This window comes from Rhizobium sp. WW22 (assembly GCF_047041135.1).
Taxonomy (GTDB): domain Bacteria; phylum Pseudomonadota; class Alphaproteobacteria; order Rhizobiales; family Rhizobiaceae; genus Rhizobium.
The window spans coordinates 1,889,888-1,904,712 of record NZ_CP178198.1 but is presented as its reverse complement, the minus strand read 5'-3'; the positions used below and the strand labels follow the sequence as shown (position 1 = coordinate 1,904,712).

General features: G+C 57.1%; 10 protein-coding genes and 1 pseudogene. 7 read left to right on the top strand and 4 right to left on the bottom strand.

The window, feature by feature from the left end; translation table 11 throughout:
* Positions 1–108: 108 nt before the first annotated feature.
* On the bottom strand, positions 109–1,077 hold the full coding sequence (locus ACK83U_RS09420) for a polysaccharide lyase (RefSeq protein ID WP_112605646.1): 969 nt from the start codon (positions 1,075–1,077) through the stop codon (positions 109–111).
* A gap of 190 nt (positions 1,078–1,267) precedes the next feature.
* On the opposite strand from ACK83U_RS09420, the gene ACK83U_RS09415 reads away from it, so the two are divergent.
* Positions 1,268–1,756, top strand: coding sequence for a heme-degrading domain-containing protein (locus ACK83U_RS09415; RefSeq protein WP_112605104.1), 489 nt, complete (start codon positions 1,268–1,270; stop codon positions 1,754–1,756).
* Positions 1,757–1,801: 45 nt separating this feature from the next.
* On the opposite strand, the gene ACK83U_RS09410 is transcribed toward ACK83U_RS09415, so the two are convergent.
* Positions 1,802–3,058 carry an AGE family epimerase/isomerase gene (locus tag ACK83U_RS09410; protein ID WP_112605107.1) on the bottom strand — a complete coding sequence of 419 codons (1,257 nt, stop codon included), beginning with the start codon at positions 3,056–3,058 and terminating at the stop codon, positions 1,802–1,804.
* A 262-nt stretch (positions 3,059–3,320) separates the two neighbouring features.
* On the opposite strand from ACK83U_RS09410, the pseudogene metH reads away from it, so the two are divergent.
* A pseudogene (gene metH / locus ACK83U_RS09405) lies at positions 3,321–7,096 on the top strand (methionine synthase).
* 131 nt (positions 7,097–7,227) lie between these two features.
* Here metH and ACK83U_RS09400 read toward each other — a convergent pair.
* Positions 7,228–7,992, bottom strand: coding sequence for a GntR family transcriptional regulator (locus tag ACK83U_RS09400; protein WP_112334406.1), 765 nt, complete (start codon positions 7,990–7,992; stop codon positions 7,228–7,230).
* Positions 7,989–8,873 carry a BadF/BadG/BcrA/BcrD ATPase family protein gene (locus tag ACK83U_RS09395; RefSeq protein WP_112605112.1) on the bottom strand — a complete coding sequence of 295 codons (885 nt, stop codon included), beginning with the start codon at positions 8,871–8,873 and terminating at the stop codon, positions 7,989–7,991. The genes ACK83U_RS09400 and ACK83U_RS09395 overlap by 4 nt, the downstream gene beginning before the upstream one ends.
* 543 nt (positions 8,874–9,416) lie before the next feature.
* Between ACK83U_RS09395 and ACK83U_RS09390 the strand changes: the two genes are divergently transcribed.
* The 5 genes from ACK83U_RS09390 to ACK83U_RS09370 all read left to right on the top strand — a co-directional run bounded on the left by ACK83U_RS09390 (position 9,417) and on the right by ACK83U_RS09370 (position 14,759).
* A complete protein-coding gene (locus ACK83U_RS09390) occupies positions 9,417–10,676 on the top strand; it encodes an ABC transporter substrate-binding protein (protein ID WP_112605115.1) in 1,260 nt (419 codons plus the stop codon).
* A 199-nt stretch (positions 10,677–10,875) separates the two neighbouring features.
* Positions 10,876–11,829 carry a carbohydrate ABC transporter permease gene (locus tag ACK83U_RS09385; protein ID WP_112334409.1) on the top strand — a complete coding sequence of 318 codons (954 nt, stop codon included), beginning with the start codon at positions 10,876–10,878 and terminating at the stop codon, positions 11,827–11,829.
* A gap of 12 nt (positions 11,830–11,841) precedes the next feature.
* A complete protein-coding gene (locus tag ACK83U_RS09380) occupies positions 11,842–12,681 on the top strand; it encodes a carbohydrate ABC transporter permease (protein ID WP_112605117.1) in 840 nt (279 codons plus the stop codon).
* Between the two features lie 47 nt (positions 12,682–12,728).
* Entirely contained in the window at positions 12,729–13,742 is a 1,014-nt protein-coding gene (locus ACK83U_RS09375) for a Gfo/Idh/MocA family protein (protein WP_412474842.1), read from the top strand.
* A gap of 12 nt (positions 13,743–13,754) precedes the next feature.
* Positions 13,755–14,759 carry an ABC transporter ATP-binding protein gene (locus ACK83U_RS09370; protein WP_112605123.1) on the top strand — a complete coding sequence of 335 codons (1,005 nt, stop codon included), beginning with the start codon at positions 13,755–13,757 and terminating at the stop codon, positions 14,757–14,759.
* The last annotated feature ends 66 nt before the right edge of the window (positions 14,760–14,825 follow it).

The following is a 14,825-nucleotide window of genomic DNA, read 5'->3' as shown; positions in this document are numbered from 1 at the left end:
AGGATAACTATCGAGAAAGGAAAAAGTTCGGCCACTTCTCAAAAAAACTGCGCTCTCGCAATGCGCGCGGCCGTATTGCTATGGAGTTGTACATTCTCAGCAGCCTTTTCACTTCATAGGGCAAAGCTTCGGATCCGCTAGTACATCGGCACAGCGGGGTGACCGGCGGAAATCATCATAATAAAGTGTCCATATGGTGGTATCCGCGGCGCGATATGGCCCAAACTTGAAATATTGGTTTTTTCCCAACCCATGATCCGCATGTCCTATATGGCCGGTGACAGTAACGATCCATTTATTGTTAGCAAATATCTCGATATGACCCGAGCCATCCGGGCCTGGTTTGCTGTAAATGGCAAAATCGATCCAGCCTGATGCAGGCATCGGCAACTTGTTTCCACGATTTATGACTTTGATCGCGTCTGTGCAGCCTGTAAATTCTTGTCCGTCGGATTCGTCCCAATTGTCATCCGTAGCCACCAATGCGCGCATCTGATTGGTATCGGGACGAAACCAAACCGGCGCCTCTTCATTATTGCAGACGTTGCCTTTGTTTCCAGGCTCCTGGTTCTTGATGGGCGCAACGTAGTTGGTTTCCACAGTCGCGAAGAGCTTCCCATTATTGAGCCGCAGCGCGAGAAAGGGACTGAAGTCCCCTTCGGCTTTCGGCCCGATTTCCCGCTTCCATTGAGCAATGAGGTAGCGATGGTCGCCAGAAGGTATGGGGTCGGCGAACTTTACAGCGAAACCGTACCAAACTCCCTGATTGTATGGCACGCGATATTTAGTGCGCTCCCAGATCTCGGCCCTTTCGCTGCAATTTGTTTTATCCGGCGCGCAGAATGGCCGGACGCTCAGCTTCAAGGCTCCCGCGCCGGTACGTTTTACGTCTGATTGAAATTCGATCGTTCCTGCCTTTTGTTCAGCATTATCGCGATAGTAAAGGTGCCCAGATCGAGCGAAATCCTTGCCGTCGAAACCGTCTCGCAGCACTAATTGCGCTGGACTGTCGGCCAGAGCCGATGTTGTGGCACAGGTGCAGGCCAGTATGGCGGGCAGCGCATATTTTGCATTCATGCTGGAGTATTCCTCTGGCGGGACATTCATAGAGCTTTATCAATGACCTGTTCGCTTCCTGCAAGCAAGCAACAGCGCTAGCCTTCAAGGCCGGGTGATGGCAGCTTGGTTTCGAAATGCGGAAGAGATAGATGGACAAATCGTTCTCTCCGCGTTTCATAGGCGAATACAATTTTTAGAGAAGGTTTCCATGACGATCGACCAGGATCTCGCCCGCATCGAACTGCAAGAGGAAATGCTGCGTTTCGATGCTTTTGACCTTTCGACCGCTTGGGTGCTCGGCAAGTTGTTGCGCGACCTCGCCAGCGAGCGCAACATGGGCGTTGCCATCGATATCACCCTGCATTCCATGCCGGTTTTCTACATAGCCTTGCCCGGCTCGACACCTGATAATTCCAATTGGATTCGTCGGAAGCGCAATATGGTGCTGCGTTACTTCCGCAGTAGCTACGCTAGTACGTTGCGGCTACAGCAGCAGGGTAAGACGATCGAGGACAATGGGCTTTCAAGCGCGGAATATGTCGCATCTGGCGGTAGTTTCCCCATTTTTGTCAACGGCACGGGGTGCGTTGGCGCCGTCACCGTTTCAGGTCTGCCGCAGCGGGAAGATCACAATCTTGTTGTCGAAGCCCTGGCTCTCACTCTCGGCCACGAGCTTCACAATCTCAGCCTCGCATAGAGGGGCGAAGCGGCGCCGCAAGTCGAGCGGGCGCCGCTGCTGATCTCAGATATTGCCGCCGGCCTCGGCGATAACCTTGGTCAGGCTGCCCTTAGCCGGGAAAAGGGGGATGAGGCAGGCCTGCAAGGCATGATAGATATCGCCTTTGCCAGGAAACAGCGTATGAGCCGGAATGAGATCTTCCGTCAGCTCTTCATGCCAGGCGCCATTGACGCGATCGATGAAGGCTTGGCCGATCACGCTCCAGATCCTGCGGTAGCTTTCTTCGTGAAAATCGCTCGGGACGTGTTCGTTCAGGTAATGAGCGGCACCAGCCCCCTCGCAGGCAGGCCACCAAAGCTTGTTGCGCTTTGCAGGCACATCTTCCCAATCAAGTGTATAGAAGAATCCGCTCTTCTCATTGTCCCAGCCGAGTGACATGGACTGAGAGAAGAGGCCCTTGGCTGCTTCCGGCATCCAGTCGTGCCGCTTTTCCCCAAGCGCCCAAAGCTGCAAAATCAGACGCGCCCATTCCAGCCAATGCCCTGGTGTCGTACCCGACGGGCGAAACATCTCATTGCCGCGGTAATTCTTATCGAGCACCCAATCGGCGTTGAAGTGTTCGGCAACGCGCCAGCCGACGGACCCCGCCGAACGGCGAATGACGAGATCGGCGATACTTTCTGCTTTTTCGAGATATGTCTTGTCGCCGGTCGCTTCGAAAGCAGCCATCAGCGCTTCCGTCAGGTGCATGTTGGAGTTCTGGCCGCGATAGGTGCCACCGTCGATCAAGGACCAATCCCGATTGAATTCCTCGGCGATCGCCCCGTGCTTTGCTTCCCAGAACTTAGTATTCAGAATTTCCATGACGTCTGCCAACATGCCATCGGCCAGTGGATGGCCGATCGTCTTTGCGGATGAGGCAGCAAGCAGCACGAAAGCGTGGCCATAGCCCTGTTTGCTGGAATCGACGGGGCCGTCATTGTTCAGCGACCAAAAGTAGCCGCCATGCTCGGTGTCGCGATGATGCTTCCATAGATAGTTCATGCCGTGATCGACAATTTCGTTTGCGCCGGGACGACCGAGCAACGACCCGATCGAGAAGCAGTGCACCATGCGGGCGGTCGAATGAATGCCGCGTACGGGATTTACCTTATCCAACGGTTTGCCGGCATCATCCATGTCGTGGAAGCCGCCTTTGGGATTGACGGCGCGGTACTGGAAGAAATTGAAAAGCGCATCGGCCTGATCGAGCAACCAGCGCCTGTGATAGGCGCGGGTGCTCCAATTTCCGAGCGCTGTGGGTTCAATCTGTATGTTCATGCCGTCCTCCTAGGATTCTCTTCCAGAAGCCGTATAGCGCCGTCCGAAAGCGCTGTCATGGCGTTATGGGATGAAGCTGTGTCGTTACCCTCGCGTTGTCCATGGTCGGTCGGCAATTCGCCCGGTCTGCTTTTCCTGAAAGAACACAGCTATAGAAGATGCGCGCTTGCGCTGCAGAGAACATGAGCGTAGATATGTTGACATAAAGATATCTTTATGTGATCTGGTTGCGGAGTCGCAATCAGGCCAGAGGAATTCGCTTATGTTTGACACTCTTTTTGGTTCAGAGACGACGAAGCGTAATGGCGGCGAGATTTTCGAAGCCTTGCGAAAGGCGGCGAGTGAACGGATACTCGTGCTTGATGGTGCCATGGGCACGCAGATCCAGGGTCTTGGCTTCGACGAGGATCAGTTTCGCGGCCACCGGTTCATCGGTTGCGCGTGCCACCAGAAGGGCAATAACGACCTCCTCATCCTGACCCAGCCCGATGCGATTGAAGATATTCATTATCGCTATGCCAAAGCCGGTGCGGATATCCTCGAGACCAATACCTTCTCTTCCACCCGCATTGCGCAGGCGGACTACCAGCTGGAAGGTGCGGTCTACGATCTCAACAAGGAGGGCGCCGAGATCGTCCGCCGCGCTGCGATCCGTGCGGAACGCGAAGATGGTAAGCGACGCTTCGTGGCCGGTGCGATCGGTCCGACCAATCGGACGGCGTCCATTTCTCCCGATGTTAACAATCCCGGCTACCGTGCGGTCACTTTTGATGTTCTGCGCTTGGCCTATGGCGAGCAGATCGACGGTCTGATCGACGGCGGTGCAGATATCATCCTGATCGAGACAATTTTCGATACTCTGAATGCAAAGGCCGCGATCTTTGCCTGTGCGGAGCGCTTCGAGGCCAAGGGTGTTCATCTGCCCATCATGATTTCTGGCACGATCACCGATCTTTCCGGGCGCACGCTATCCGGCCAAACGCCGTCAGCCTTCTGGAATTCCGTGCGCCATGCGAAGCCTTTCACAGTTGGGCTCAACTGTGCTCTCGGTGCAAACGCTATGCGGCCGCATCTGCAGGAGCTTTCGGCTGCTGCGGATACCTTCATCTGCGCTTATCCCAATGCCGGTCTGCCGAACGAATTCGGTCAGTATGATGAGACGCCCGAGATGATGGCGGCACAGGTCGAAGAATTTGCGCGCGAGGGGCTGGTCAATATCGTTGGCGGCTGCTGCGGTTCGACGCCGGAGCATATCGCCGCTATCGCTCAGGCGGTTTCGAAATATCCGCCGCGGCAGCCTGCCGAGCATCGTCCCTTCATGTCGCTCTCGGGCCTTGAGCCATTCGAGCTCACCAAGGATATTCCGTTCGTCAATGTCGGTGAGCGAACCAACGTCACTGGCTCGGCGAAATTCCGCAAGCTGATTACCAATGCCGATTATACGGCGGCGCTTGCCGTCGCCCGCGATCAAGTCGAAAACGGCGCGCAGGTCATCGACATCAACATGGATGAGGGTCTGATCGACTCCGAAAAGGCGATGGTGGAGTTTCTCAACCTCATCGCCGCTGAGCCGGATATTGCCCGCGTTCCCGTGATGATCGACAGTTCCAAGTTTTCGATCATTGAGGCAGGCTGAAATGTGTTCAAGGCAAGCCGATCGTCAACTCCATCTCGCTGAAGGAAGGCGAGGAGAACTTTCTCAAACAGGCGAGGTTGATGCGGATGTACGGCGCAGCGGTCGTCGTCATGGCCTTCGACGAGACAGGTCAAGCAGATAGCTACGAGCGCAAGGTCGAGATATGCTCACGTGCTTATAAGCTGCTGACTGAAGTGGCGGGTCTATCGCCGGAAGACATAATCTTTGATCCCAATATCTTCGCCGTTGCGACTGGCATCGAAGAGCACAACAATTACGGTGTCGACTTCATTGAGGCGACGAGGACAATCCGGAAGACCATGCCTCTGGTCCATATTTCCGGCGGTGTCTCAAACCTGTCCTTTTCGTTCCGCGGTAACGAACCCGTCCGCGAGGCCATGCATGCCGTATTTCTTTACCACGCCATTCAGGCGGGTATGGACATGGGCATCGTCAATGCCGGGCAGCTGGCTGTCTATGACAATATCGATCCGGAATTACGGGACGCCTGTGAGGACGTAGTGCTCAACCGCCGTCCGGATAGCACGGAGCGCCTACTTGAGATTGCCGAGCGCTTTCGCGGTGCCGGCAGCAAGGAGGCGAAGGCCCAGGATCTCTCCTGGCGCGAATGGTCGGTCGAGAAGCGGCTCGAACATGCGTTGGTCAACGGCATTACCGAATATATCGAGGCCGATACCGAGGAAGCGCGTCAGAAGGCCGAGCGGCCGTTGCATGTTATCGAAGGCCCGTTGATGGCCGGCATGAATGTCGTGGGCGACCTCTTCGGTTCGGGCAAGATGTTCCTGCCACAAGTCGTGAAGTCCGCCCGTGTCATGAAGCAGGCCGTTGCCGTGCTGCTGCCATACATGGAAGCCGAGAAAGCTGCCAACGGCGGCAGCAGCGAACGGCAGTCAGCCGGCAAGGTGCTGATGGCGACCGTCAAGGGCGACGTGCACGACATCGGCAAGAACATCGTCGGCGTCGTGCTTGCGTGCAATAATTACGAAATCATCGATTTGGGCGTTATGGTGCCGGCGACCAAGATCCTCGAGACAGCCGTCGCTGAAAAGGTCGATATCATCGGCTTGTCGGGATTGATTACACCGTCATTGGACGAGATGGTGCATGTCGCCTCGGAGATGGAGCGGCAAGGCTTCGATATTCCGTTGCTGATCGGTGGGGCCACCACCAGTCGTGTTCATACAGCGGTAAAGATCCATCCGAGTTATCATCGCGGACAGACGGTCTATGTCACGGATGCAAGTCGTGCGGTTGGTGTTGTCTCAGCGCTGCTATCCCCCGATGCACGGCAGGGCTATGTCGATACCGTTCGGGCTGAATATTCCAAGGTCGCTGCCGCGCATGCGCGGAGCGAGGCCGAGAAGATACGCCTGCCGATTGCAAGAGCGCGTGAGAATGCCGAAAAAGTGGATTGGTCGGGCTATAAGCCAGTCAAACCGCAGTTCCTCGGTACCAAGGTATTTGAGAGCTACGATCTGGCTGAGCTGGCGAAATATATCGACTGGACCCCATTCTTCCAGACCTGGGAGCTCAAGGGTCGTTTTCCGGCAATTCTCGAAGACGAGAAACAGGGCGAGGCGGCGCGGCAGCTCTATGCCGATGCACAAGCGATGCTCGAAAAGATCATCGCGGAAAACTGGTTTCGCCCGCGCGCCGTCATCGGCTTCTGGCCAGCGGGCACGGTCGGCGACGATATCAGGCTGTTCACCGACGAAAGCCGCAACGAGGAGCTTGCCACTTTCTACACGCTGCGGCAGCAACTGTCGAAGCGGGACGGTCGCCCGAATGTGGCGTTGTCGGACTTTGTGGCGCCGGTTTCCAGCGGTGTCGGCGATTACGTCGGCGGCTTCGTCGTCACGGCCGGTATCGAGGAGGTGGCCATTGCCGAACGCTTCGAACGCGCAAATGATGATTATTCGTCGATCCTCGTCAAGGCGCTGGCCGACCGCTTTGCCGAAGCCTTCGCCGAGCGGATGCATGAGCGGGTGCGTCGAGAGTTCTGGGGCTACGCTGCGGATGAGAATTTCACGAGTGAGGAGCTCGTTCTCGAAGCCTATGCAGGTATCCGTCCAGCGCCTGGCTATCCGGCGCAGCCTGACCATACCGAGAAGGAGACGCTTTTCCGCCTGCTGGATGCCGAAGCGACAACGGGCGTAAAGCTCACGGAAAGCTATGCGATGTGGCCGGGTTCTTCCGTTTCGGGCATCTATATCGCTCACCCGTCTTCCTACTATTTCGGTGTTGCCAAGATCGAGCGCGATCAGGTCGAAGACTATGCAGCCCGCAAGGGCATGCCCGTGGCAGAGGTAGAGCGTTGGTTAGGCCCTGTCCTCAATTATGTGCCGGAGAAGCGCGAGACCGCGGTCGACGACGCAGCCTGATCGCGAGTCATGTCAAAGACTTGCGGTATTCAGCTTAGAATTTGATTCCATATACAAGCGCCACCTCAGCCATTCGGTTGGGGTGGCGCCTTTTTTTGATTCTGGGATTTCTTCGGTTTCGCGGGCGTGGGCTAGTTCGCGCCGATCGTCAGTTCCGCGACGAAGTCATAGGCGTCACCGCGATAGAGCGAGCGCGTAAATTCGACTGCGCGGCCTGAACCGAGATAGGAGATGCGCTCGATCGATAGGCCGGCTGCTCCCACGGGAACGCCGAGCAATCCTGCATCGGCTTCTTTCATGTTGGTTGCAGATATGCGCTGAACGGCGCGAACGGGACGTACCTGGCGTTTTTCCAATTCCGCATAGAGCGATGTCGTTACTACCGACGGATCCGGCAGGAATTCACCGGAAACGCTGGCGTGCTCGATCGCGAGCGGCTGATCGTCGGCAATGCGCAGGCGACTGAGGCGCGACACCCGAGTGTCGGCGGCAAGCCCGAGAATCATCATCTCATCGGGGGAGGGCGTATGGATGCCCTTGTGCAGCCATTCCGAACGAGCCGTCATCCCGCGCCTCGCCATGTCCTCGGTAAATGAGGTGAGTTGCGACAGTCGCTGCTCTACCTTGGAAACGGGCTTTGCAACGAATGTACCCGAGCCGTGACGGCGAACGAGAATGCCTTCCGCCACCAGGTCGTCGATCGCCTTACGCACCGTGACACGGCTGACCGCAGCAAATTCGGCGATGTCGCGCTCAGGTGGAAGCGCATCCCCATGTTTCAGCCTACCGACCTTCACGGCCTCTTCAAGCCTGCGTCGTAGCTTGACGTAAAGTGGACCCGTCCCACCTCCGGAAAGGCGCTCCGGCGAGAAGATCGCGCTCAAGTCTTCAGTCATGCCCTGTTTACCTCTCCACCCAGCAGCAATTTCGCCGCCAACTCCACGGCTCCGCGCAGAACGTCCCCTCTTGGCTCAGCGAGAATCGCCTTGTGGCGTTCATCAAGCCAGGGGCGATAGGCTTGGGCAAGGCCGCCGAGAAGGCAGATCGAAGGGCATTCCGGCCAAAGCAGCGCATCCAGGCTTTCGGTTATCGATTTTGCCGCAGTTCTCACGATGTCGATGGCGACCGCATCCTCCATTCCGGCATATTCGAAGATAACAGGCGCGTAGCGGGCAAAATCCTTGGGCTTGGAGGCGTGCGCAAATTCGACGATCCGTTCTGGATCATTACCGTATTCGGCCATGATCGATGCCGTCAGTGCCGAACCCGCCGTCACCTTGTCATGTGCCAAGACAGCTCTCTCGAGCAAATCTCGCCCAAGACGAGCGCCACTTGCTTGGTCGCCTATTACAAAACCCCAGCCGCCGATACCCCAAATCCTGCCGTCACGGCGGGCATTATAGACTGAGCCGGTGCCGAAGGCGCCGATGACGCCATCGGCGTCGCCGAGCGCGCCTTGAAGCGCTGTCGTCGCATCCGTGACAACACGTGTGCTTGCAAAGGGCAGGGCGCCTTCGACCTTTTTGCCGTAATTGCCGACATTGGCTCCTGCTGTTCCGATGACGGCCGGTAATTCCTGCAGCAGTTCGGGAGTGAGCCCAGCATCGATCAAGGCCTGCTTTGCCGAGGCGACGATATGAATCAGCGAATTTTCCAGATCGGAGAGGATGTTCGCCGCACCCGCCTTGCCGGTACCGAGCACCTGCCCGCTATGATCTATGACAGCCGCCCTGCAACTCGTGCCGCCGCCATCGATACCAATCGCAAACTGCCCCATCGTGCCTCCGGATGCCGCCTGTTCCCCATTTTTCACATAATACCAAAAAAATACCATTTACCAATAGGCAAAGCGAGCATTTTTGCTTGTCTTCATCTCATTGAATTACCTAGGTAAATTAATGAGCTTCAATCTTTTTGCATTCGAAAGTTAAATTTGGCTGGACAATTGGTATTTTTTTGGACTTAATTCGGAGTAAGGGAACAGTGCAAACGGACATCGGCAAAGCCGGCAGAAAAACAACAGCCGGTAAGTGAAGCGGAAGGGCGTGCATCTCGTCGTTGCGCCAGGCCGTTCGGGATCAGGAGGATCTCGTTTCGACGTTTGTCATAATTTTCCCGCGTGGTTCTTGCTGTGTCTCCGTCTGGTGGCGGCGACGGCAATTAATAGGGCCGATCGGGCACAAAGCCTCTGAAGCCTTTTGCATGGAGGGGTCGGCAATATTGGCGGTCCCTATGGAGCGCTGACCGTTTCCTCGGACAGGCCAGCGGATTTCAGATCGAGAACAGCGCCTTGCTATGGCGCGGAAAACAGGAGAGGGAAATGAAAACCAATGTTCTGAAAGGCTTGCTTCTTGCATCGAGCCTGCTGACCTCGGTCAGCCTGGCGCATGCGGCCGATGTGACGCTGACGGTTGAAAGCTGGCGTAACGACGACCTGCAGATCTGGCAGGATAAGATCATCCCGGCTTTCGAAGCGAAGAACCCGGGCATCAAGATCGTCTTCTCGCCGACGGCGCCGACTGAATACAATGCATCGCTGAACGCCAAGCTCGACGCCGGCTCCGCAGGCGACATCATCACCTGCCGTCCGTTCGATGCTTCGCTCGACCTCTTCAACAAGAAGCACCTTGCTGATCTAACGAGCCTGAAGGGCTTGGAAAATTTCTCGGCTGTGGCCAAGGCTGCATGGTCGACCGACGACGGGAAATCCACCTTCTGCGTGCCGATGGCGTCCGTCATCCACGGCTTCATCTACAATAAAGACGCCTTCGACAAGCTCGGCCTGAAAGTGCCGGCGACGCGTGACGAGTTCTTCGCCGTCCTCGACAAGATCAAGGCCGATGGCACCTACATCCCGATGGCCATGGGCACGAAGGATCTTTGGGAAGCCGCAACCATGGGCTACCAGAACATCGGCCCGAACTATTGGAAGGGCGAAGACGGCCGTAAGGCTCTGATCGCTGGCAAGGAAAAGCTGACGGACGCGCCGTGGGTCGATCCTTACAAGGAACTGGCCAAGTGGAAGCCTTACCTCGGCGACGGCTTCGAAGCTCAAGGCTACGCTGACAGTCAGAACCTCTTCACGCTCGGCAAAGCTGCGATTTATCCGGCCGGCTCGTGGGAAATTGCTCTCTTCAACACCCAGGCGCAGTTCAAGATGGGTGCATTCCCACCGCCGGTCGCCAAGGCTGGCGACACCGCCTATATCTCCGACCATCCGGATATCGGTGTCGGCTTGAACACGAAGAGCAAGCATCAGGAAGAAGCCAAGAAGTTCTTGAGCTGGGTCGCTTCCGACGAGTTTGCCAACATCTATGCCAACTCACTGCCCGGCTTCTTCAGCCTGAACTCGCATCCGGTAAAGATGAGCGATGCACTTGCGCAGGAATTCGTCTCCTGGCGTGACAATCACAAGTCGACCGTTCGTTCTACCTATCAGATCCTGTCGCGCGGTAAGCCGAATCTGGAAAATGAAACCTGGACCGAATCCGCAAACGTGATCAACGGCACGGATACACCGGACGATGCTGCCAAGAAGCTCCAGAAGGGCCTGGACAGCTGGTACAAGCCCGGCAAGTAAATAGCTGCATCATGCGGGCGAGGGACCTTACGGGCTCCTCGCCCTTTTCATTGCTTGATAATCGAACCGGCGATCGCCTCGCCATTGCATTCGACACACCCGATGCCGTTTCACTTCGGCCATAAGCCGTAACTGCGGGTGGATTTAAACCTTAGAGCTGCTGCGTCGGCATGCAGCCAAGAAAAACAGGCAGAAAGCCATGAGCGACGCTGCGACGTCAGATGCCCTTGAGGTCATGCCGATCAGGCGCTCCAAGCGCTGGCACATCCTCGTCTTCTTATTCCCGGCCTTTGTCGTTTATACGGCGGTCATGATCTTGCCACTGATCGAGACCTTGCGGCTGTCGCTTTACAATGTCGTCGACAATCAGTCCGTCTTCGTTGGCCTGAACAATTTCAAGGTTTTGTTCGGCGACGAACGCTGGTCGCATGATTTCTGGAACGCGCTGCGCAACAACCTGATCTTCTTCGCCATCCACATGTGCGTTCAGAATCCGATCGGTGTGGCTTTGGCTGCACTCCTGTCTTTGCCGAAGCTGCGTTTTGTTGCCTTCTACCGCACGGCCATCTTCCTGCCGACGCTGCTTTCCTTCGTCGTCGTCGGCTTCATCTGGAAGCTGATCCTCTCGCCGCTTTGGGGTGTTGCGCCCGAGCTTCTGAATGTCATCGGTCTGAAATCGTTCTTCGCCCCGTGGCTCGGCAGGCCGAGCACGGCGCTGATTACCGTCGCGCTTATCTCGGTCTGGCAATATGTCGGCATCCCGATGATGCTGATCTATGCGGCACTGCTCAACATCCCCGAAGAGGTCATCGAGGCGGCCGAATGCGATGGCATCACCGGCTGGAGCCAGTTCTGGAAGATCAAGTTGCCGCTGGTATTGCCGGCGATCGGCATCATTTCGATCCTGACCTTCGTCGGCAATTTCAATGCGTTCGACCTGGTTTATACCGTGCAGGGCGCCTTGGCTGGGCCGGACGGCTCGACGGATATTCTCGGCACGCTGCTCTACCGCGTCTTCTTCGGCTTCCAGCTGCAGTTGGGCGACCGTTCGATGGGTGCGACGATTGCGACGGTGATGTTCCTGATCATCCTGGCCGGTGTGTCTTTCTATCTCTTCATCGTCCAGCGGCGCATCCGCCGCTATCAGTTCTGAGGAGCGCGACCCATGTCCAAGGCACGCACTTCCCTTATCCGTACCGGCTTCGTCCATCTGGCACTTATTGCCTATACGCTGGTTGCTATTTTTCCGGTATTCTTGACGGTCATCAACTCCTTCAAGGATCGCGCTTCGATTTTCCGTGCACCCTTGAGCGTCCCGACGCCATCCTCCTTCAGCATGATCGGCTATGACACCGTTCTGAAGCAGGGGGATTTCCTGACTTATTTCCAGAACAGCTTCATCGTCACCATCGTCTCGATCATCCTGACTTTGCTATTCGGGGCGATGGCCGCTTTTGCGCTGTCGGAATACCGCTTCCGCGGCAATACGGTGATGGGCCTCTATCTGGCGATCGGCATCATGATCCCGATCCGTCTTGGTACGGTCGCGATCCTGCAGGGCATGGTGGCTGCCGGCCTCGTCAACACGCTGACGGCGCTGATTCTCGTCTATACGGCGCAGGGTCTGCCGCTCGCGATCTTCATCCTGTCCGAGTTCATGCGGACGGTTTCCGACGACCTGAAGAATGCCGGCCGTATCGACGGTCTCAGCGAATATGCCATCTTCTTCCGTCTCGTCCTGCCGTTAGTCCGTCCGGCGATGGCGACAGTTGCCGTCTTTACCATGATCCCGATCTGGAACGATCTGTGGTTTCCGCTGATCCTCGCGCCGAGCGAGGCGACCAAGACGGTGACCCTCGGATCGCAGATTTTCATCGGCCAGTTCGTGACCAACTGGAATGCGGTGCTGGCGGCGCTGACGCTCGCCATTCTGCCGATCCTCATCCTTTACGTCATCTTTTCGCGTCAACTCATTCGCGGCATTACCTCCGGAGCAGTCAAGTGAGCTCCTCCGAAAAGCCGATCCGCGTTCTCGTCGCCGGCCTTGGCAATATGGGCCGCAGTCATGCGCTGGCCTATCACAACAATCCGGGTTTCGAGATCGTCGGCCTCGTCAATCGCTCCAGGCCGGAGCTGCCTGAGGAACTGCGCGGCTATACGATCCATGCGGATTTCGAGGTGGCATTGAGGGAGCTGAAGCCGGATCTCAGCTCCATCAATACCTATTCCGACAGCCATGCTGATTTCGCCGTCATGGCTTTTGAGGCGGGTTGCCATGTCTTTGTCGAGAAGCCGCTGGCAACTACGGTGGAGGATGCCGAGCGCGTTGTCGCCGCTGCCAAGAAGGCCGGCAAGAAGCTGGCGATCGGCTATATCCTCCGCCACCATCCCTCGTGGATGCGGCTGATCGCCGAAGCCCGCAAGCTCGGTGGTCCCTATGTGTTCCGCATGAACCTTAATCAGCAATCGAGCGGCCCGACCTGGGAGACGCACAAGGCGCTGATGCGCACGACCTCGCCGATCGTCGATTGCGGCGTGCATTATGTCGACGTCATGTGCCAGATCACCGACGCCAAGCCTATCGAGGTGCGCGGCATGGGCCTGCGGCTGTCGCAGGAGGTGAAGCCCGACATGTATAATTATGGGCATCTGCAGGTGATCTTCGAGGATGGCTCGGTCGGCTGGTACGAGGCTGGCTGGGGGCCGATGATTTCGGAAACGGCCTTCTTCGTGAAGGACGTGATGTCGCCGAACGGCTCGGTTTCGATCGTCATGGATCAGAACGCCAAGTCCGACGATATCGACATGCATACGAAGACGTCGGTCATCCGGCTCCATAGCGCCGAGACAGGGCCGAACGGCCAATTCATCCGGCCGGATCAGGATCTTCATATGGATGGTGAGCCAGGTCATCAGGAGCTCTGCGACTTCGAGCAGGCCTTCATGCTGAAAGCCATCCGCGAGGATCTCGACCTCAATCGCCATATGGCAGATGCCGTTCAATCGCTGCGCATATGCCTCGCCGCCGATGAGAGCGTGCGCACCGGCAAGCCTGTTTATCTATAAGGACAAGAGACTGTGGGATCGCTTCAACTGAAATCCATCCGCAAGGCCTATGGTACGCATGATGTGCTGAAGGGCATCGACCTCGAGGTGAAGGATGGTGAGTTCGTCATCTTCGTCGGGCCCTCAGGCTGTGGCAAGTCGACCCTTCTGCGCAGCATCGCCGGCCTTGAGGACGTGACCTCCGGCGCCGTGCTGATCAACGGCCAGGATGTGACGGTCACGCCGCCGGCCAAGCGCGGCATCTCGATGGTGTTCCAGTCCTATGCGCTCTATCCGCATCTGACCGTCAAGGACAATATGGGCCTGGGTCTCAAGCAGGCCGGCACTGCGAAGGCCGAGATCGACAGCCGGGTTGAGAAGGCGTCGGGCATGTTGTCGCTTGCGCCCTATCTCGGACGTCGCCCGTCAGAACTTTCCGGCGGCCAGCGCCAGCGTGTTGCCATCGGCCGCGCTATCGTTCGTGAGCCGGAGCTCTTCCTGTTCGACGAGCCGCTGTCGAATCTTGATGCCGCGCTGCGCGTGCAGACGCGTCTGGAGATCGCCCGGTTGCATCGCAGTCTCAAGGCGACGATGATCTACGTTACCCACGATCAGGTCGAAGCGATGACGCTTGCCGACAAGATCGTCGTGCTCAATGCCGGTGCGATCGAGCAGATCGGTTCACCGATGGAGCTCTACAATCGTCCGGCCAACACCTTCGTGGCCGGCTTCATCGGCTCGCCGCAGATGAATTTCATCGCGGCTGAGCGTCTGGGCGAAAGCGGCGTCAAGACCGTCGGCATTCGCCCCGAACATATCACGCTGTCGCGCGATCAAGGCACCTGGGCAGCTAAGGTCATCCATGTCGAGCATCTCGGCGCGGACACGATCATCTATCTCGAATCCGAGACCACCGGCCTTCTCACTGCGCGTCTCTTCGGGGAGCATCAATACGAGCCGGACGAGATAGTTTATGCAACGCCCGATGCGAACCAGATGCATCGCTTCGATGCGAACGACAAGGCGATCCGGGCGTAAATGACCCTGCCGAGACGGAGCGGGAAGCTTCGCCTCGGCTATTCCTTCATCGCGTGAATTGCATCG

Bases quoted from the DNA above. Each gene is read 5' to 3' on its own strand.
- ACK83U_RS09395 (WP_112605112.1), bottom strand. From the start codon at position 8,873: ATGGGGCAGTTTGCGATTGGTATCGATGGCGGCGGCACGAGTTGCAGG.
- ACK83U_RS09375 (WP_412474842.1), top strand. From the start codon at position 12,729: ATGGGCCGCAGTCATGCGCTGGCCTATCACAACAATCCGGGTTTCGAG.
- ACK83U_RS09380 (WP_112605117.1), top strand. From the start codon at position 11,842: ATGTCCAAGGCACGCACTTCCCTTATCCGTACCGGCTTCGTCCATCTG.
- ACK83U_RS09390 (WP_112605115.1), top strand. From the start codon at position 9,417: ATGAAAACCAATGTTCTGAAAGGCTTGCTTCTTGCATCGAGCCTGCTG.
- ACK83U_RS09400 (WP_112334406.1), bottom strand. From the start codon at position 7,992: ATGACTGAAGACTTGAGCGCGATCTTCTCGCCGGAGCGCCTTTCCGGA.
- ACK83U_RS09410 (WP_112605107.1), bottom strand. From the start codon at position 3,058: ATGAACATACAGATTGAACCCACAGCGCTCGGAAATTGGAGCACCCGC.
- ACK83U_RS09385 (WP_112334409.1), top strand. From the start codon at position 10,876: ATGAGCGACGCTGCGACGTCAGATGCCCTTGAGGTCATGCCGATCAGG.
- ACK83U_RS09415 (WP_112605104.1), top strand. From the start codon at position 1,268: ATGACGATCGACCAGGATCTCGCCCGCATCGAACTGCAAGAGGAAATG.
- ACK83U_RS09420 (WP_112605646.1), bottom strand. From the start codon at position 1,077: ATGAATGCAAAATATGCGCTGCCCGCCATACTGGCCTGCACCTGTGCC.